At 41.6% G+C, this 19,282-nt stretch carries 17 protein-coding genes; 9 read left to right on the top strand and 8 right to left on the bottom strand.

The annotated features are described in order from the left end of the window. Positions 1–15 precede the first annotated feature (15 nt). The 7 genes from FC27_RS06240 to FC27_RS06210 all read right to left on the bottom strand — a co-directional run bounded on the left by FC27_RS06240 (position 16) and on the right by FC27_RS06210 (position 7,277). Positions 16–1,065, bottom strand: a complete 1,050-nt coding sequence (locus tag FC27_RS06240; RefSeq protein ID WP_010624669.1) for an ABC transporter substrate-binding protein — start codon at positions 1,063–1,065, stop codon at positions 16–18. A 279-nt stretch (positions 1,066–1,344) separates the two neighbouring features. Next, the gene (locus FC27_RS06235) at positions 1,345–2,490 is read right to left on the bottom strand and encodes a trans-sulfuration enzyme family protein (RefSeq protein ID WP_010624670.1); all 1,146 of its coding nucleotides are present in this window, start codon (positions 2,488–2,490) and stop codon (positions 1,345–1,347) included. A 398-nt stretch (positions 2,491–2,888) separates the two neighbouring features. After that, positions 2,889–3,737, bottom strand: a complete 849-nt coding sequence (locus tag FC27_RS06230; RefSeq protein ID WP_010624671.1) for a hypothetical protein — start codon at positions 3,735–3,737, stop codon at positions 2,889–2,891. A 119-nt stretch (positions 3,738–3,856) separates the two neighbouring features. Further along, positions 3,857–4,540 carry a Crp/Fnr family transcriptional regulator gene (locus FC27_RS06225; RefSeq protein ID WP_010624672.1) on the bottom strand — a complete coding sequence of 228 codons (684 nt, stop codon included), beginning with the start codon at positions 4,538–4,540 and terminating at the stop codon, positions 3,857–3,859. 12 nt (positions 4,541–4,552) lie between these two features. Beyond that, positions 4,553–5,113 (bottom strand): ferritin-like domain-containing protein, encoded by a 561-nt coding sequence (locus FC27_RS06220; protein WP_010624673.1) that lies wholly within the window; start codon positions 5,111–5,113, stop codon positions 4,553–4,555. Continuing rightward, positions 5,113–5,343: a heavy-metal-associated domain-containing protein gene (locus FC27_RS06215; RefSeq protein WP_010624674.1), complete on the bottom strand. Its 231-nt coding sequence runs from the start codon at positions 5,341–5,343 to the stop codon at positions 5,113–5,115. The genes FC27_RS06220 and FC27_RS06215 overlap by 1 nt, the downstream gene beginning before the upstream one ends. Positions 5,344–5,429: 86 nt before the next feature. Continuing rightward, on the bottom strand, positions 5,430–7,277 hold the full coding sequence (locus FC27_RS06210) for a heavy metal translocating P-type ATPase (protein WP_010624675.1): 1,848 nt from the start codon (positions 7,275–7,277) through the stop codon (positions 5,430–5,432). Positions 7,278–7,839: 562 nt separating this feature from the next. Between FC27_RS06210 and aroC the strand changes: the two genes are divergently transcribed. The 9 genes from aroC (at position 7,840) to FC27_RS06165 (ending at position 18,104) form a co-directional block, all read left to right on the top strand. After that, positions 7,840–9,018 carry a chorismate synthase gene (aroC, locus tag FC27_RS06205; protein ID WP_010624676.1) on the top strand — a complete coding sequence of 393 codons (1,179 nt, stop codon included), beginning with the start codon at positions 7,840–7,842 and terminating at the stop codon, positions 9,016–9,018. Between the two features lie 18 nt (positions 9,019–9,036). Next, on the top strand, positions 9,037–11,007 hold the full coding sequence (gene tkt / locus FC27_RS06200; protein WP_010624677.1) for a transketolase: 1,971 nt from the start codon (positions 9,037–9,039) through the stop codon (positions 11,005–11,007). Between the two features lies 1 nt (position 11,008). Continuing rightward, complete coding sequence (gene aroE / locus FC27_RS06195) at positions 11,009–11,812, top strand: shikimate dehydrogenase (protein WP_010624678.1); 804 nt, start codon at positions 11,009–11,011, stop codon at positions 11,810–11,812. A gap of 27 nt (positions 11,813–11,839) precedes the next feature. Next, a complete protein-coding gene (gene aroF, locus FC27_RS06190) occupies positions 11,840–12,832 on the top strand; it encodes a 3-deoxy-7-phosphoheptulonate synthase (protein ID WP_010624679.1) in 993 nt (330 codons plus the stop codon). Beyond that, entirely contained in the window at positions 12,832–13,902 is a 1,071-nt protein-coding gene (aroB, locus tag FC27_RS06185; RefSeq protein WP_010624680.1) for a 3-dehydroquinate synthase, read from the top strand. Before aroF ends, aroB begins: the two co-directional genes overlap by 1 nt. A gap of 19 nt (positions 13,903–13,921) precedes the next feature. Next, complete coding sequence (gene aroA, locus FC27_RS06180; RefSeq protein ID WP_010624681.1) at positions 13,922–15,202, top strand: 3-phosphoshikimate 1-carboxyvinyltransferase; 1,281 nt, start codon at positions 13,922–13,924, stop codon at positions 15,200–15,202. Between the two features lie 2 nt (positions 15,203–15,204). Beyond that, positions 15,205–16,047, top strand: coding sequence for a prephenate dehydrogenase (locus FC27_RS06175; protein WP_010624682.1), 843 nt, complete (start codon positions 15,205–15,207; stop codon positions 16,045–16,047). Beyond that, entirely contained in the window at positions 16,040–16,822 is a 783-nt protein-coding gene (locus FC27_RS06170; RefSeq protein ID WP_010624683.1) for a shikimate kinase, read from the top strand. The genes FC27_RS06175 and FC27_RS06170 overlap by 8 nt, the downstream gene beginning before the upstream one ends. A gap of 379 nt (positions 16,823–17,201) precedes the next feature. Beyond that, positions 17,202–18,104 (top strand): hypothetical protein, encoded by a 903-nt coding sequence (locus tag FC27_RS06165; protein ID WP_010624684.1) that lies wholly within the window; start codon positions 17,202–17,204, stop codon positions 18,102–18,104. 105 nt (positions 18,105–18,209) lie between these two features. On the opposite strand, the gene FC27_RS06160 is transcribed toward FC27_RS06165, so the two are convergent. Next, complete coding sequence (locus tag FC27_RS06160; RefSeq protein ID WP_081483547.1) at positions 18,210–19,214, bottom strand: NAD-dependent epimerase/dehydratase family protein; 1,005 nt, start codon at positions 19,212–19,214, stop codon at positions 18,210–18,212. Positions 19,215–19,282: the final 68 nt, after the last annotated feature.

Here is a 19,282-nt window from a genome sequence, read left to right as displayed (position 1 = left end):
CGATCTGCTCCTATTCTATTTTTCTTCACTTGGATCCCAATATGCTTGTTTGAGCAATTCAGAATTCTTCGTGTCTTTCTTCAAATATCCAGCTTGTTTCAATTGCGAGATATAGTAATTCAAATCTTCTTTACCCTTCTTGAGGTTCAATTCGAAATGTTCGTCCTTCAAGATCTGAGTAACATTCTTTTCATTGATGAATTTAGTCTTAGAAACATAACCTTTGCTCAATTCAATGTGCGCTGTTTCTTCAGGATGCTTGTTGATCCAGTCAGCAGCTTCTTGATATGACTTGACGATAGCTTTGGCTTTGGGTTCATTTGATTGGATCAATTTGTTTGAGATATACAAGTAACAGCATGAACCATCTTTCTTCATACCCATGTCGGCCATCTTTTGGTCACCTGAATAATTATTATTGTCGATGATTGCCTTAAAGCCGTCTTCTTGTTGTGCTTGATAAGCATATGGATCAACAGTCCCGATAGCATCGACTTGCCCTTTTTCGGCTGCTTTAGCTAATAGATCTGTACTGAAGACTTTCCAAGTAACATCTTTTTTCGGATCTAATCCTGCATGTTGCAAGGCAATCGAAGTTACGTATTGTGGTGTTGAACCTTGGGCAGGAATACCGATCGTCTTGCCCTTCAAATCTTTGACGCTCTTAATAGCTGAATCTTTGGTAACTAATAACTTGATACAACCTTGATGGATACCACCAACGGCTTTGATCTGAGCACCATTTTGAATGGCTGGCAAGTACTGGAAATCACCATTTTGAGCATCATATTTCCCACTGGCGAAACCAGCTTCTAGATCACTGATATCTCTAGGATTAGCAACGATATCTGCTTTCAGGCCATTCTTCTTGAAAAAGCCTTTCTCATACGCAATGTAATTTGGTGCGTTGCAGACCGAACCATCTTTAGCAGGAATAGTGATCGAGCCATATTTATATTCTTTACTACCCGCCCCCGCGTTGGCCGATTTGCTAGAACATCCGGCTAAAGTAAATGTCAGAGCCAAGACTCCGACGATAAACAAAATCAACTTTCTATATTTCATCCCTAATTCTCCCCCTTAATCTAAAAAACGCCCTTTGATGCTACGATGCATTAAAGGACGTTTTCACGTGTTACCACCTTTGTTCAAGTACTCCTCACGAAGCACTCCTCAAAAAGAAACAGTATTTCTTACGCCCGATAACGGAGGCACCCGAACGCTTCTGATTATTCGAAACGTTTTAGATAAAACGAACCATATTCAATAAACATCACACACTGCTTTTCAGCGACTGCAGCTCTCTGTGGAATCATAATTTATTTACTCATTCGTACTAAAAAATCAATTCAACTTATCAAGACTCTGTTTTAAGTCATTGATCAGATCACTCACATCTTCGATCCCGACTGATAATCTGACCAATTGATGAGTTATCCCCGCCTTCAACTGCTCATCAGGCGACAGCTCCACATGGGTCATCTTGTAAGGCAACTCGATCAAACTTTCGACCGCTCCCAGACTGACAGCTAACTGGATCAACTTTGTCCCCTCAACGAACTTGGTCGAATCCAAGCCATCCTGCAATTCGAACGAAACGATGCCGCCAAAACCCCTAGTTTCTTTTGCGGCGATCTCGTGGTCCTTAGTCCCAGCGATACTTGGATAGTAGATCCGAGCGATTTCTGGGCGCCCCTGCAAAAACTCAACGATTTTTTGGGTGTTGCTCAAATGGCGGTCCATCCTGACTGCCAAAGTCTGGATACCTCGCCGGACCAAGTTAGAATCTTCTGGTGAAAGCGTCGCCCCAATACTGTTTTGATTGAAATAAACCTTGTCAGCCAAAGCCTTATTTTTCACGACCACTACGCCAGCAATCACGTCTGAATGGCCACTCAAGTATTTCGTTGCCGAATGGACCACCACGTCAGCCCCTAAGTCCAAAGGTTTTTGTAAATAAGGAGTCAGAAAAGTATTATCAACGATCGTCAAAAGATGATTAGCTTGCGCAACTTGCGAAATAGCTTTAACGCTAGTCACTTTCAACAGTGGATTAGTGAAACTTTCAAAATAAATGGCTTTAGTATTCGGTTTGATCGCCTGTTCAACTTCTTCGATATTTTGTGTATCGACCGCCGTAAACTCTAATTGCCAGCGTTTGAAAAATTGGTTGATCAATCTAAAAGTCCCGCCGTAAATTTCTTTTCCGATGATGATATGGTCACCAGGCGAGAAAATCGACAAAACTGCGTGGATAGCAGCTGAACCTGATGAAAAGGCAAAACCTTGATAACCACCCTCTAGTTCAGCCACTTGATCTTCTAAATAATTCCGCGTGGGGTTGCCTGAACGTGCGTAATCGTATGGCAATTTAGCGTCGACCGTGGGATAGATATAAGTCGACGAATTGTATATCGGCACGTTCACTGCACCAGTATGGTTATCTTTTTGTGGTTTCCCATGCACCAATTTCGTATTGAATCCAGACATTTTGATCTCCCCTTTCTAAAAATAAAAAAAGTCGCCCCTAGACAGACTAAAATCTGTCTAGGGACGACTATTGATCGCGTTACCACCCTAATTTGCATTAGCGTTACCGCTAACACCTCAAAGGCACAAACATGCCCGAGATTTTATCGTGATCTCCACGTACCTTCAGCTTGCACCGTCGGTATTTGCTCTGAGCTCATCTTCAGAAAGCCTTCCGGTCCACCCTTTCACTAACGGAGGTCGCTGTCATACTTTACTAACTTTCCTACTCTTCTCGTCAACACAAGTATTTGATTAACTTGGATAGTACTTTTATTTTTTCAGAAAGTCAACATTATTTTTATTCCCTTGATTAAAAAAGGAATTCAAAATCCAATTGTAGCAGCGCTTTCAACTTCTTAAATTTTTTTATTGTTTTTTTGATAAATTCGTTTGATCGTGCTCGTGGAAACATCTTCTCCATAGTGAGCCCCAATGAACTGTTTCGTCTTAGCCCAATTGCCGTCAAACTCTTGTGCCGCAGCCAATACCACCGCCTGAGCGGACTTAGTCAAACGACCGCCTTGCTTGCCATTGATCCGGAAACCACCATGAATATTGACACTTTTTTCAATCTTCCCATATTTATCAAGCTGACGAATCTTCTTATTGTTGCGCTCCATCAAGATATTTAAATCGGCGATCTGCTTCATAAATTCACTAATAACGTTACGGTAGCTAACGACTTCCGCTTGCAAATTTTCATTTTCGGCCCTAAGTTTCTGATAATCCTCTTTAGATAATTCAACTTCCTTTTCAGGTGAAGCAATCGTTTCTGGCTGAGGCTTTTCTTCAGTCGTCAACGATGTTTCATTTGCGCCGGCATAAGGATAGTCACCGAAATAGCCCCAAGTGTTGGGGGAATATTCCTTGTTGAGGTTGCTAGCACCTTTTCTCAAGTCATCGATGAACTGAGAAACTTGGCTCTGGACTTGTTTGATGTTGCTCAAATCGATCAACAATAAGGGATAATCAAATTTTTGGGCAAATTGAAAAATGGTGCCACTTTTTCCAATCGATTTTTCCTGTTGATCATTGATTTCGATCAAGGCCCAGAAATCGTTGATCTTAATGGCATAGTCTACTCTCGTAGCGTTATTACCAGTTACCGACTTCATTTGAAGGAAACTCTTCTGACGTTGATACTCTATTTTGAACAATTCCAAAACTTTCTGAATTTGCTCTGCTCCGCGAGAATTTTTTTGCATACTCAACGCTCCTAAATTTAACACTAAGGATATTTTATATTTTTCTGGCTGAAAAGACTAATTTTATCGTATAAAAAAATCCCGCCGATTCACTTCTGGGGTGAATTGGTGGGATTTTCTTAAACTAACATCGAAAGGCCATCGCTATCTAATATTTTGACTTTCAGGCCTTTGTTTTCGAGCAAATTGTCATCGGACATCTTGGTCAATTTTCGACTGATCGTTTCGGGAGTCGTGCCTAAGTATGTTGCAATATCTTTTTTCTTTAAGGGTAAGGTAAATCTTTCATCGTTCAATCCGGCGCTAGTCTCTAGTAGGTAACTAGCTAATCGGCTCTCGACACTGGAAGTTGTCACTTCGGTATTTTGTTGCTCTAATTGGGTTATCCGTTGGCCAAATGCGTTGACCATATTGACGGCTAATTTGGGTGAATCAGTCATCAATTGCTGAAAATCTGTGCGGGAGATCATGCAGACATCGGTATCCATCAATGCTTGAGCGAAACTATTGCGATCATTATTCTCGAACAAAGCAGCTTCTCCGTCGAAATCGCCTGTTTGCAGGATGCGGATCATTTGCTCTTTTCCGTTAGCGGCAATCTGGTAAACCTTTGCTTGTCCATGAGCGACGATCATCAATGTATCAGCTGAATCGCCAGCATGGTACAGAAATTCTCCACCACGGAAATGATGTTCGGAAACAATTTCTGAGACTCTTTTTAAATCTTTTTCTGGTAAAGACTGAAAAATCGTAACTAGTTTCAAACAATCTTCATTCGTATGTTCATGGGCAAGTTTTACCATTTCGATCATTCCTTAATCAAAATCTTCGTCGTCTTCATCGTCTCCAAGACCTTCAGTAGCAGTCTTACCTAGTAAGGCTTGATAGATCCGGATCTGATGATTGTTCCAGCCAAGTAGTTCAACTAAAACTTGTTGGAAATATGGACGATCTTCTTTTTCAGCTAGTTTGATAGCACGTGTAACAAACATATTGTCAGTGACTAAGTCATTAACAACTGTAGCAAGCATCTCTTCAGCGTTCAAATATTTGTTCTCACCATTTTCTTCGAGCATAGTGTAATCTGAGTATTCTTTCATCGTTGATGAAGGCAATTCATTTTCATCCAACAATTGCTCAGCAATCTTATCAAACCATTGATTGTTCTCGCTAATAGTTTGTTTCAAAACAGCTTTGTAGTTCTCAGCATTGGCACCTTTAATGAACCAACTGATTTGGTGTAATTTGATATTCATCACCAAGTGATTCGATAAAACGTGGTTCGTCATTGCACCAGCTGTGGGTTTGTGATGATCTACATCAGCTTGTTTTTGTTCTGCAGCAAATTTTGCATCAAGAGTGGCTTGTTCTGTCATTATGCATTCTCCTTAACTTTAACCTTTTTAACTTCATATCCTAATTCTGTAACAACATCTGATAACTTGTTAGCGTCAGTCTCTGATTCATCAAAGTCAGCTCTAACTTTTCCGGCATTGAACAAGACCTTAACGTTGGAAACACCGTCTTGGTTTGCGACTGCCTTCTGAATTTTTGTCATACATGAAGGGCATGTTAATTCGCCCAATTGTAAAATTGCTTTTGCCATAATATGTTTCCTCCTAACTTTCAATTACTATATTAGTACCTATTTGCGAGTTTTAAATTGACCTAGGTCAAGAAAACTAAAATTTTTTAAAGAAGTCTCATCGCATTGAAAATAACTACTAAGATACTAGCTTCGTGAACGAACATTCCACTAGCCATGTGAATGATCCCGACCAATAGTCCGAGCAATAATAGAGCAACTGTCGCAACAGCGATAAAGATATTTTGCTTCGTATTAGCGACCGTCTTTCTGGACAAAATATATGCATGGGCTAAGGATTTGAAACTAGATTTGACTAAGACTAGATCAGCGGTATCGATAGCAACATCAGTCCCCGTTCCCATACCAATACCAATATCAGCTGTGGCGAGTGAAGGACTGTCGTTGATACCATCGCCGACGAAGGCTACCTTATGTCCTTCTGACTTGAATTTCTTGACGAAATCAACCTTTTGTTCAGGTAATAATTCAGCATGGACCTCATCGATCGGTAACTTGTCGGCAATATTTTGGGCTGCCAAGCGATTGTCACCAGTCAACATAACGACCCGTTGGATACCAGCTTTCTTTAAGGCTGTTAGTCCATCAAAAGCATCAGGTCTGATCTCATCGTTGACACCAACGACTAATCTAAGTTCCTTATTGACGGCCATCATGACGATCGAATCGCCATTATCCAAACGATCATCAATGGCTTGTCTGTTTTCAGAAGTGATCTCAACGTCATTGTCTTGCATCAATCTTTCATTACCAACGAGGATCTCTTGCTTACCGTCGTTTCCGACCATACCCTGACCTTTGACAGTATCTAACTCTGGTACTTGTGGCAGGTCGGTGATGCCTAGATCTTTGATATATTTAGTTATTGCGTGACCTAGTGGGTGATCAGAACTTGCTTCAACAGCAGCTAAAGTAGCTAGATCGACGGTTTTATCTTGTGAGAAACTAGCCACGTTTGAAACAGTCATTTTTCCAGTCGTGAGTGTACCTGTCTTATCCAAGACCAAAGTATCCACGTGTGAAAAACTGTTGACGGCGTTGCCGCCTTTCATCAGGATGCCGTTTTTTGCACCGTTACCGATCCCGGCAACATTAGAAACTGGAGCACCGATAACTAAGGCACCGGGGCATCCTAAAACTAAGACAGTGATAGCTAATTCGAAGTTTTGAGTGAAGGCCCAAACCAAGGCGGCAATGATCAAAACTGCTGGTGTGTAATATGTCGCAAATTTATCAATAAATCTTGCAGCTGGTGATTGACTATCTTGGGCTTCTTCGACTAATTCAATGATCTTTCCAAAAGTCGTATCCTCACCAACTGATGAAGTTTCGATAGTAACTGTTCCGTTATCGATCAAAGAACCGGCGTAAACGTCATCGCCGTCAGCTTTAGAAACTGGGGCTGATTCGCCAGTGATCGAAGCTTCGTTGAAATAGCCTGTACCAGAAACGATTTTTCCATCAACAGGGATCTGGCCACCAGGCTTTACGACTACGTGGTCACCTTCATCGAGATCGTCAACGTCAACAGTTGAAGTATTACCGTCTTCATCGACTAATTCGGCTTGAGTTGGAGCCATTTGGGTCAACTCTTTAACTGAAGAACGAGTCTTTTTCAAAGTCCGTTGTTCGAGATAATTTCCGAAGAGGAATAAGAAAGTAACTACGGCTGACTCTTCGAATTCACCAATAATGAAGGCACCGATAACAGCGATAGTAACTAACAATTCGATACTGACAACTTTATTGACTAAGGCGCTCCAAGCGTGCATGGCGATAGGAATAGCACCTAAGACACTGGCTACAGCCATGATGATCGTAGCCACGAGTTCATTTTTAATTAGATAAGTAAATAGTAAACTGATTATGATCAAAACTGCTAAGAGTCCGGTCAATTGATTTTGATGCTTTTGCATCCAAATGTTAAATTTCATCTTTAATTCCCCTTTCAACTTACAAACACATTGTATTGGCTTTAGAGGTAAATAAAATTGACCTGTGTCAAGTTCTTGAATAAATTTGGTAATATTTTTTAACTCTCAATTTTGATTATCGAAAAAGCTCGAAAACACGTATAATTAAAGAGCTTACCGGCAACAAAAAATTACTCGATCAGACAAGTTTTCTGCGAAAAAAGTATTTTTAGTGTTGCAGAGTCAAAATTCCTGTGCTATTGTAAATGAAAATTAGAAATTAATTAAATTTATGAAAGCAGGACTAAGAATATGATGTTGTCAGTCAAACCGAATACGTTAAACAATATTTCTTCATCATGGTATTACTACTTTATCAACGAGTGATCGCGACCTTCGGGTGTGTCGGTCACGGCACATTCGATAAAGTAGATTTTTAACGTGTTTACTTGATCGAGTGATTATAAAAATTACACTTGGTTAAGTAGGACAATATTCATTGACTTCTGTTTATTTAGCGGTCGACCAAGTGTATCAAAACACTTAGTCGACCGCTTTTTTTATTCCAGAGGGGGAATTATTAATGAAATATATGACAGCTGGAGAAAGTCATGGACCAGAAGAAATCGCCATTATTGAAGGCATTCCTGCTGGGCTGCAAGTCTCAGAAGCTGATATCAATCAGGAATTAGCAAGACGCCAACACGGCTATGGGCGTGGTCAAAGACAAGTTATCGAAACTGACACCGTTAAGTTCTTATCAGGTATCAGACATCAGAAAACATTAGGTTCACCGATAACTTTGAACGTTCACAACGACGATCATAATCATTGGGCCAGCATCATGGCACCTAATGATGTCGAGACTCCTGAAAATTCAGTCCGCAAAGTGATGCGCCCCAGACCTGGACATGCCGATCTAGTCGGTGGCATGAAATATCGTCACTTTAAAGACCTCCGCAACGTCTTAGAAAGATCATCGGCGCGTGAAACTGTTATGCGAGTAGCGGTAGGTGCTTTATCGAAGAAACTATTAAAAGAGTTAGACATCGATGTTCACGGGTTCGTTTTGAATATTGGGCCTGCCAAAACCGATCTAAGCAAATTAGCGACCATCAAAAATTTAGAAGAGCTAAGAACAACGACCGAATCGTTTGCGACCCGGACCTTAGATGAAAAAGCCGATCAGGCGATGAAGCAAGTTATTGATTCCGCCAAAGCCAAAGGAAATACCGTCGGTGGTACCGTCCAAGTTTTCGCCACTGGCGTGCCGGCTGGTTTAGGCTCTTACGTCACTGCTGACGACAAGCTCGATGCCAAGATTGCCCGGGCTATCGTCGGAATCAATGCGTTTAAAGGCGTCGACTTCGGTGGTGGTTTCGACAACGCTGAAAAATTTGGTAGCGAGGTCATGGATGAGATCTACTGGTCACAAGAGCGTGGCTTTTATCGTAGCTCCGATAACTTGGGTGGTTTTGAAGGTGGAATGACTACCGGTGAAATGATCGCCGTTCGCGGTGTCGTTAAACCGATCCCAACTCTTTATCGCCCGATGCATTCAGTCGATATCGATACTCATCAAGACCACCCAGCCAGTATCGAACGTTCCGATACCACCGCCGTGACTGCCGCAGCGGTTATCGCTGAAAGTATGGTAGCCATTGAAATTGCCAAAGCCATTTTGGACAAGTTCGACTGCGACAATCTCGATCGATTGAAGGAACAATTAAAGAATTATCGTCAAGAAATCAAACAATTTTAAATTTAAAGGAGAATTATTATGGATGAAGATAAACGCAATATACATGCATTGAAAATGTTAGCTGTTGAAGCTATTTCTAAAGCTAATTCAGGACACCCCGGCATCGTTTTAAGTGTGGCACCAATGCTTTATACTTTGGCTACTAGACACTTAGTCGTCGACCCCAAAGACCCGACTTGGATCAACCGCGACCGTTTTGTATTATCAGCTGGTCATGGTTCAGCATTACTATATAGTTTTCTTCATCTAGCTGGTTTCGACGTTTCGGTCGATGACCTGAAACGTTTCCGGCAAAAAAGCTCAAAAACACCTGGACATCCGGAATTCCGTGCTACTCCCGGTGTTGATGCAACTACCGGTCCTTTGGGACAAGGTTTAGGCATGGCAGTCGGTATGGCAGTAGCCCAAAAGAAGTTAGCCGCTCAATTCGGTCCTTTGATGGATCATCATACTTACGCCATCGTTGGCGACGGCGACTTAATGGAAGGAATCTCTCATGAAGCAGCCGAATTTGCCGGGATCAACAACTTGGACAAGCTGATCGTTTTGTATGATTCCAACGAGATTTCATTAGATGGTCCAACTAGTCGTTCTTTCAAAACTAATCAACGGGCACGTTTTGAAGCTTACGGATTCGATACTTTCAAAGTCGAAGATGGCGATGATGTCGAAGCAATCGATCAAGCAATCATCAAAGCTAAAAAAAGCTCCAAGCCAGGCTTCATCGAGATCCAAACGATCATCGGCGAAGGGACTCCTGACCAAGGGACCAACAAGGTCCATGGTGCTCCTTTAAATGATGATGCCCTTGAAATGCTGCGCAAAAACCTCAACTGGCATGAACAACCTTTCAGTGTTCCAGAAGACGTGGAAGAATCGTTCCAAACTAAAGTTACCGAACGCGGCAAGAAAGCTCATCAAGCTTGGAAGGATCAGTTGGCGAGTTCCAACTTGTCATCACAATTATTAGCTGATTTTGAAGAACCCATTTTGATCGACAGTCAGAAACTTACTAAGTTTGAAATAGGTCAAAAAGATGCTGGTCGTAAAGTCGGTCATACGGTGATGAATGAAATTACTGAGCAAGTTCCTAATTTAGTTGGTGGCGCGGCTGATCTAGCCTCTTCGACCAAAACTTCGATCGATGATGGTGGGACTTTTTCTGCTGACAATCCACTGGGTAAGAACATCCCCTTTGGCGTTCACGAGTTCGGGATGAGCACGATCATGAACGGCATGGCGCTTCACGGAGGCTTGAAGGTCTTTGGATCAACTTTCGCTGTCTTTTCAGATTACCTGAAAGCTGGGATCCGTCTCAGTGCTCTGCAAAAATTGCCTGTCATCTACGTTTTCACCCATGACTCGATTGCTGTTGGTCAAGACGGACCGACTCATCAACCGATCGAACAATTGGCAGGTCTGCAAAGTATCCCTAACTTGAACGTCTTGCGCCCCGGCAGTCCTAACGAGATCGTGGCCGCTTGGAAGATGGCTATCGAATCGACCGATAGACCAACAGTCATGTTCTTGAGCCGTCAAGATATTCAAGAAATGCCGACCGACAACTCGGCTGACCTACTTCAAAAACGTGGCGGTTACGTGACTAATTTCGAAAAAGGTAAATTATCGGCAATATTACTTTCAACCGGGACCGAATTAGAGTTAGCTAAAACTGCTCAGCAAGAATTAGATAAGCAAAATATTTTCACCCGAGTAGTTTCGATGCCTGATCAAGCTAAATTTCTCCAGCAGGATATTTTATACCGTGAGAGCGTCCTTCCGAACAATCAGAGAAAACGGATCGCGGTCGAAATGGGCAGCCCGCTTGGTTGGGCCAACATCGTTGGCCTTGACGGCGATATCATCGGGACCGAGAACTTTGGTGAATCGGCTACACCTGATGAGGTGATCGAGGATTTTGATTTCACCGTCGACCACATCGTCAGTTCAGTCAAAAATCTACTATTTAAAATGGAAAAGGTGGGATAACATGTCACAAGCGTTATACGGTTTGATCGGATATCCAGCGATGCATTCAAAATCTCCACAGATGCACAATGCTGCGTTATCGCGCTTACACATTGACGCCAAATATCAAGCTTTCGAATTTCCACCGACCAAATTGGACGAAGAAGTTCAAAAATTGAAATTGATGAATATTCAAGGTTTCAACGTCACCATGCCTTACAAACAAGCAATCATTTCCTATTTAGATGAAGTCGACCCACTGGCAGATAAATTGCAGTCGGTCAATACCGTCAAAAAAGTTGGTCAAAAATGGGTCGGGACATCGACCGACGGCCCCGGCTTTTGGCACACGATCAAAAATTATCCCCAAAAGGCACTTATCTTAGGGACAGGCGGAGCAGCCCGTTCGATCATCTCTAGCGCCCCAGCTGATGTCGAGCTGAAAGTCTATAACCGCCACTCGAAACGCTTCGATCATCACTATCAACAACTCAAAGAACTCTTCGGGATCGAATTACAGCCCTTATCTGAAATCAAAAATGATCTCAGTGAAGCTGATTTGATCGTCAATGCTACCAATGCTGGCATGAGCGATAACGAAAGTATTTTGAGCGTTGAAGATTTATCACAGGCAAAAGCTAATGCTCATGTCGTCGATATCATTTATCGCGACACGCCGACAGCTTTGATCAACAATGCTTTACAGGCAGGACTGACCGCTGAGAATGGCTTGAACATGTTAGTCGGTCAAGGGATCTTAAGTTTCAACTTCTGGTTCGGTCAACCGGCACCTGAAGACCTGATGCAAAAAATGGTTCACCAATAAAATAAACTAAACAAAAGAGGAATAACTATGATAATCGAATTAAAAACAATTGAAGATGCTGACCAAGTAATGAAAGCAGTCAATGACAAAAAATTGGAACATGTCTTCCAACATAAGAACCGGGTTGGTTTCGTGGATCAAAAAGCTTTAGGCGACGTACCTTTCGAAATCAATAACGTTAAAGAAGTCATCACCGATCACCCTGCTGCCTTGCAAGCTAGTCGACTTTTCCATCCTGAAAATACTATTATCAAAACTCAGCACAGTGTCATCGGTGACGGGAGCTTTGCTTTGATTGCTGGACCAGATTCGATTGAATCAGAAGAACATGTGCAATTAATGGGTAAAGATGTTAAGGAATCTGGAGCTACTTTGCTCCGTGGCGGTTCTTTCAAGCCTCGGACTAATCCATACAGTTTCCAAGGTTTGGGCGAACAAGGACTTAAATGGCATCGTGAGGCTGCCGACAAGTTAGGGATGGACATGGTCACTGAGATCATGGATACCAGAGACTTGGAGATGGTCGACAAATACACTGATATTTTTCAAATTGGTACTCGTAACATGCAAAACTTTGCTTTATTGAAGGCTGTCGGTCAAACTGACAAGCCAGTCGTTTTGAAGCGTGGTATGTCCGCTACGATCGATGACTTGTTGAATGCTTCCGAATACATTGCTGCTGGTGGCAATCATCAGATCATCTTGATGGAACGTGGTATCCGGACTTTCGATAACAAATACACTCGCAATACTTTCGATGTTTCTGCTATCCCTGTTTTGAAGGACTTGACTCACTACCCAGTTATCGGAGACCCCTCACATGCTGCCGGCGTTACTAAATTCGTTGAACCGATTGGCTTGGCTGCCGCCGCTGCCGGTGCCGATGGCTTGATGGTCGAGATCCACAATCACCCTAAAGAAGCTTTCGTCGATGGCAAACAAGCTTTGACACCAGCTCAATTCGACCACCTAGCAAAAGTTGCTACTAAGATCCATAATCTTGTGAAAGAAGCAGACTAATGATTACTGTAACTTTACCGAATAAAATTTATGACGTGAAAATCGAGATGGGCCTGGGGCGAAAGATTGGCTCGACTGTCGCTCAGGTCTGGAACCAACGGAAAGTTATCGTGGTGACTGACGAAACTGTCGGCGACTTGTATTTACACTCGACTGTTAAAGAACTTCAAGAGGCTGAGTTTGAAGTCATCACGGCAACTGTGCCAGTCGGCGAAGGTTCGAAGAGTTTGAAATTTGTTTCTGAGATCATCCAAAACATGGCTGACGCTGGTTTCACTAGAGGTGACGGTGTGATTGCCTTGGGCGGTGGCGTTGTTGGTGACTTAGCCGGTACCGTAGCAAGTTTATATATGCGCGGTATCGCTTTTATCCAAATCGCTACTTCGATGACGGCGATGGTTGATTCAAGTGTTGGTGGCAAAACAGCGGTAAACTTAGGGCAGGTCAAAAACATTATCGGGTCGTTTTATCAGCCAGATTTAGTCGTCATCGATCCTATCTTTTTGAACAGCTTATCGGAACGCAACCTAGTCGAGGGTTACGGCGAAGTAGTTAAATGTAGTGCTCTTGAAGGTGGAGCCTTCTTTAAACTGACTGGTTCGATCAAAAAAGTCGATGACATTTTAGCAAATGCGACTGACTTAATCGAACGTTCAGTTAATTTTAAAGCTAACGTCGTCATGAAAGACGAAAAAGAAAGCAACTTGCGCCGCATCCTTAATTTTGGCCACACCTTAGGCCACGCGATCGAGCTTTTAGCTGATGGGAAATTGAAACACGGCGAAGCAGTGGCCATTGGGATGGTCACGATCAGCCAGTGCTTTGAACGGACCGATGTCACTCCTAGTTCAGTTACACAAGAACTAGAACAACGATTGACTTCGGTGGGTCTGCCAACTTCTTCAGATCTAATTGGTTCAAAGGAATTCTTTGACCATTTGAAAAACGACAAGAAAAACGACCACGGTACTTTGAACTTGGTCGCTTTAAAGAAAATTGGTAAACCAGTCATCGTGCCAACTAAACTATCAGCAATGCCCGATTTCGTCTCAGTTTTGACTACTAATTGATCACATTCAGGAGGTCATCATGAAACAATTACCAACAACAACTACCGGTTTAACAGGAAATCTTACCGTACCCGGCGATAAAAGTATCTCCCATCGTGCCTTGATGTTTGGTGCCATGGCCAACGGAACCACTAAAATCGCCAAGATATTGCATTCCGACGACGTAACCAGCACTATCAACGCACTAAAAGCCGTCGGTGTAAAAATCTCTGAAGCAAACGGGATCACCGAAGTAGTTGGTAAAGGTGTCAATAATCTAAATGACCCCTGGGGACCGATCAATATGGGTAATTCTGGGACCTCGACGAGATTGTTGACGGGGCTATTCACCGGTGCCAATCTAGCAGCAACCATTGTTGGGGATGCTAGTTTATCGACTCGACCAATGAAACGGATCACCAGACCACTGTCAGAGATCGGTGGGACCATCATTTCCGATGACGGTCACTTACCTTTGCAGATCAAAAAATCTCTCTTGTTACCAGTGATCCATCAGAAGTTGACCGTTGGCTCTGCTCAAGTAAAAAGCGCCATCTTGTTAGCTGGTTTAGCAGCCGGTGCCGATACTTACGTGACTGATAATTTTCACAGCCGCAATCATACTGAGCAAATGTTGCCGAAATTTGGCGTTGAAGTTGACTACAAAAATGATACGATCCACATCCCCGCTCACCAAGAATTACAAGCTACGGAAATAGAAGTTCCTGGCGATATCTCTTCAGCTGCTTATTGGATCGTTGCGGGTTTGATCACTCCAAACAGTGAATTGACGATCAAAAACGTCGGGATAAATCCGACGAGAACTGGTATTATCACCGTCCTTAAAAAAATGGGCGGCAATATCACCATTGTTCCACAGGAAACAGTCGGCGAACCGATGGCTGACATCACCGTCAAAACTAGTCAGCTACACGGTATCAAAATCGCTGGTCAGATCATCCCCTCACTGATCGATGAAATACCGATCATCGCCTTGGCTGCCACGCAAGCTGACGGACAAACCGTCATTGCTGACGCTAGCGAATTAAGAGTCAAAGAAACTGACCGGATAAAGACGGTCAGTGACGAATTAAATAAATTGGGAGCAAAAATTGTTCCCACCACTGATGGCTTCATAATCGACGGCAAAGTATCACTTCGGACCGATAAGATCCACGTTTCTGGACATACCGATCATCGCATTGCAATGATGCTAAGTATTGCAGCTTTGGTCACCAATGGTACTATTATTTTAGATGACGATGAGAGTGTCAAAATCTCTTATCCAACATTTTTTAATAATTTGGAAGGAATCGTGTAATTATGATCAAAGTAATCGTAGACGGACTGGGCTCAATGGGAAGCTCCCTAGCCGAAAAATTAGAAAATAGTAACTATTATGTAATAGGAATCGATGACAATCCCTCTACAACACAGATTGCCTTATCCGAAAATGTTGTCAACGAGATTGGCCACTGGGACGAAAAAACCGTTAAGGATGTCGATATGATCATCCTCTGTACACCAGTGTCCACCATCATCAAGCAATTAAATATGCTGAAAACTATGAGTCTTAAAGAGAATACTATCGTCATGGATATTGGATCAACCAAAGGTGAAATCTTACAAGCTGCCCAAGGATTAAAGAATTTCATCGGTGGACACCCAATGATCGGTACTGAACGCAAAGGTATCGTTGGCCGGGACCAATCGATGTTCAAAGGTACGCCCTTTTTCTTGATTGGGGACAACGAATTAGCCGATAAAGTTATCGATCTGCTATCGCCTTTGGAAGCTGATTTCCAGCAATTGTCAGCTGCTGAGCACGACCATTTGACTGCTGCTATCAGCGCTTTGCCACATTTGGTAGCCTACGCCCTGACTGACTCTGTCGACCAAATGCTCCCTGATAATAAATTGAACTGGCAAAATCGTGTCGCTGGTGGATTCAGTGATACGACCAGGATCGCCAAATCAAATCCAAGTCTCTGGACCGATATTATCATGTCGAACAAACAACAGATCATCGATGGCCTTGATGATATGATCAAGACTCTATCCGACTATCGTGACGACTTGAAAAATAATAATAATGAAGCACTTAATCAAAAAATATCAAAAGCTCAAGAAATTAGAAAAAAAGTAGGTGAGTCTAAAAATGGCTGACACAATAATTTTAGTTGGTTTCATGGGTGCCGGAAAAACTACCGTGGGCCGACAACTGGCAAAGACAACTTCGAAGAAATTTTTAGACCTCGATGATGCTTTCGTTGAAGACGCTGGTATGACCATCAACGAATTCATGGAAGAAAAAGGTGAACAAGCCTTTCGTCAAAGAGAAACAGCCGTACTCGAACGTAGTCTAAAAACTTCGGCAATCATCAGCACTGGTGGCGGAATCGTTGAATCAAAAGAAAACCGCCAGGTCATTGCCGATAGCAAGACAACCGTCGTTTTCTTACAAGCCGACTTCTCGACTGTTTTACAGCGACTATCTTCAGATACTGACCGACCTTTACTGCGTCAGCTATCTATGAAGGCTTTATTGGACCGATTCGAATACCGCCAACCACTCTACCGTTCAGTTTCTGATTCAGTCATCATGACTAAAGGAAAAGCACCTGACAAAATTGTTCAAGAATTAACGGAAATGTTGTCGCTCAAAGACAACTCGCTAGTTTCTTTACGAAGCGAGATCGACAGTTTAGATCGACAGATCTTGTCTTTGATCTCACGGCGTCTCAATGTGGTTAAAGAAGTAGCCCACATCAAGAAACACAGCGGCGAATCAGTCATCCAGGAAAACCGGATGCAGCAGATCCGACTAGCTTTGAAAGAAGAATTTAAAACCGATGCCAATCTTACGGACAACTTGATTGACCGAGTAGTTGATTTACTTACGACTACCTCAATTGCTAAAGAACAGAAAATGATTGGATGAAAAAACCAGCTCAATGAGCTGGTTTTTTTGTGGTCAAATTATCATACAGATATTACCCATAATGATATATTTAGCAATAGATCTATTGTCATGATGTATTGCGTGACAGATAATAAAATTAGGAGGTAATTTGGAACTTTTTAAATCAATAAAATTGTTACTGACTGAAAAAATTGGCCTAAACTTTCAATCATATTTAATTTAAGAAGGGCATTAACTATTTTTAAATATTTGAAACTCTCTTATGACTTTTATACACATGGCAATATCATAATCATTCCAGATCCAGTTCCAGCGCCTCATCTTTACTGGGAATCTGCCATGAAGCTACATCACTAGTTTATCGACACAAGAATTAGAAATTTTAAAGGGGAACATCATGAAAGAACGCAGACTAGATAAACCTATTGAAACAATTGTATTATGGCTTCAAGAATGCTCTGATAAAGAAATTAAACCTTGGCAATACGATTTAAAATGGGAAATTTATTACCATTTAAAGCCAGAGGACCATGGGGTTATGCGCTTTTTAAAATCTCGAGCAGGCTATTATTGGGATGCAAAATATCTTCCTGATAGGGAAAACACGGTCGAAGTTGAAGACTGTATTTTAATGCAATGTATTTATAAATTGTTATGGAAGGAAACAAGTAAATACGCTACCGCCGAACGAATAAAAAATAAAAGCCAAGAAAATTACCCTGATGCTGATATTATGAATTCATTTTGGTCACCTTATAAAAAGCGACTTAATGCAGCAAAGTTAATACCAAATAATGCGGAACAAGAAAATATTACCAAGGCTCAATATAGATACCAAGAAAATTTGCAAGAACTATTGGATAAATATAATTTAGACAAATATAGCGGAATCAACGCCGAATATGGACGTTTTGCGGAAATGACTCATACAATTGGCAATTGTACATTACTGCCAATTGGTTTTAAAAATAATAATCGTATGGACTGGGTTTCTACGTGGAGCGAGAGATTAGCAAAAATGAACGCTAAATTAAAAAATGGTTCGGGTCAAGAGAAATATAACAAAGATTTTTACATGGAAGATTATAAAAGCAAGTGGTCTTACAATGATCCGGATTATGTAGAAAAGACAGTAAATGCAATAAACCACCGTGGAAAGTTAATGACTGCTCATTTATGTGGTGAAATTTTACAGAATACACAACATAATGACAAACCCCAAAATATCGATATCAAAATGTTAGTAAAGAAATGGGGTCTTGAGAATTTACTTAATATAGATGACTCCAAACAATGGTAAATCGTCTTGGATAATATATGAGCCATATTTATAGTTTTAGAAATTTAATTTTGCATTATTAAGACAAAAGAATCAGCCCGAATGGGCTGATTCTTCTTAAATTTTCTATTTGTTTTCTAACATTTTATCTAAGGCTGCAAATATGGTCTCTTTGGCATTGGTAAACTGATATTTATACATTTCGGGATACTTAGTATGAATATTCAAAGTATTATTGATACGATTGATATTTTCCTGGTAGTACTTGCTGTCAGGCACATTCTTCAAGACTGCCAAGGCATCTTTTTGACTTATAACAGCTGACATTTGACCAAACAAAGTCTCAATTTGCTTTTGATCTAGATGTTCATTCACATCATCCACTAAATCGCTGAACATCAGTGTGAAGCCTGTACCAAGGATACGGATGTTTTTAGCTTGGTCGTTGTTCATCAAATCCAATTGCATTTGAGCTACATCCCGAACATCGATACTATCCATCTGCGATTCGATCAATGGCTGACCGTTTTTGAGATAAGCAACGATCATGTCGTGATTCCAAGCTAATTTTGAGGGCCCAATGACATTAGTTGGATGGACGATCACGTAATCGATATCTAAAGCTTTACACCAACGAGTAACGGTTTTTTCTTCGGCAACTTTCATGATGCCCCAAATATTATCGGGATCCATGGCCGAAACATCGCTCTCATCATATTCCAAGACTGAAGGATCATAATGACCAGCACCTATTGTCCCAACGGAACCAATATGAACGATTTTCCTAACGGTCCCAGCTTGTTTTACCGCCTGCATTACATTATTGACCATAATAGTTTTCGTTACGATGTAGTCATCGGTAGTTTTTTCCTGACCAGAAAAAGCTGCTGTATCGTTGAATAGCCAACGGGTATCCTTCATCAATTCGATCAATTTAGCATTGTCATTCAAAACGTCGATTTGGACTAAATGGAGTTTTGCAAAATCGCTTTGAAGAGCTTGTGCTTTCTCCGGATTGTTGAAGGTTCCATACACATTAGTATATCCGGCATCGAATAAATCCTGAATCAACCAAGACCCCATATAGCCAGTGGCACCTAAAACGACAACTTTATCATCTTTATTCATCATTGCTTCCTCCTATATTTATTTTCATGATATCCCTTCAAGTAAGCTCGAAGTCAAATAATCATATTGTT

The sequence above is a fragment of the Companilactobacillus versmoldensis DSM 14857 = KCTC 3814 genome (assembly GCF_001434295.1).
GTDB classification, from domain to species: domain Bacteria; phylum Bacillota; class Bacilli; order Lactobacillales; family Lactobacillaceae; genus Companilactobacillus; species Companilactobacillus versmoldensis.
The sequence above is the reverse complement of the archived record's forward strand: the minus strand, read 5'-3'. Positions and strand labels throughout refer to the sequence as shown.